The sequence below is a fragment of the Limnobacter olei genome (genome assembly GCF_029087225.1).
GTDB lineage: Bacteria > Pseudomonadota > Gammaproteobacteria > Burkholderiales > Burkholderiaceae_B > Limnobacter > Limnobacter olei.
The window spans coordinates 1-874 of record NZ_JARFJD010000058.1; the positions used below are offsets into that span (position 1 = coordinate 1).

At 54.8% G+C, this 874-nt stretch carries 1 pseudogene and 1 other annotated feature; the pseudogene reads right to left on the reverse strand.

Features of this window, described 5'->3' with window-relative positions:
• Nucleotides 1-739: pseudogene (locus PY990_RS16290) on the reverse strand (IS3 family transposase); the annotation flags it as partial.
• Nucleotides 342-458 (reverse strand) — a sequence feature (AL1L pseudoknot). It overlaps the preceding pseudogene by 117 nt.
• Nucleotides 740-874: the final 135 nt, after the last annotated feature.

Below are 874 nucleotides of genomic sequence, written 5' to 3' on the forward strand. Positions count from 1 at the left end.
CACTGAAAACGAGGAGACCCCTGGTTAGGACGTTGGGCTGTGAACTGGCGGTTGACGAGGTCTAGTGGGCATGGCCTTGCCACATCTGGGCGTGTTGTGCACACCTTCTTGCCACGCCGCGCACCCTCCAACCCTAGCTTGCGCATCAGGCGCTGCACCGTGCAGCGGGCAATAGGCAAGCCCTCTCGATGCATTTGCTTCCAGACTTTGATCACCCCATAAACTTGCCAGTTTGCATGCCATACACGTTGGATATGACCGCAACTCTCTTCGTCTGATTGGCTGCGCTTGCAGCGCAGCCATGGGCAGTTTCTTTGTTGAACCCTGCGTCTGTAGCCCGATGGGGCAATTTGCAGCAGTCGGCAAATTGGCTCGACCCCATAGGCATCACGGTACTTGTCTACAAAGTCAATCAGCTCTTGATGCGACGGTCCAGCTCCGCCTGCGCAAAAAAAGCGCTCGCAGCCTTGAGTATGTCATTGGCACGCCGCAACTCCTTGTTCTCCCGCTCCAGTTGCTTGAGCCGCTCACGTTCATCTGTAGTCAAACCCGGTCGTTGGCCTGCATCTATTTCTTTGCGCTGTACCCATCCATGCAGGGTACTGACAGAGCAGCCAATCTTGGGGGCAATCGATTCGCATGCACCCCACAGTGATGCGTAATCCGCTTGGCACTCCTGCACCAAACGTACGGCACGTTCACGTACCTCAGGGCTAAAACGAGCAGCTTTAGTGTTCATGACTCAATCCTCTCAGGAGTTGAGCCTCCACGGAAGCCGGTGCGATTCAGTTGGGCAATTGCAATTGCCATGGTGAAAGTGCCACGAACAGTCAAACATCTGGGTAAGTAAGGGCTTAGCGTGCTTTATTTTCCG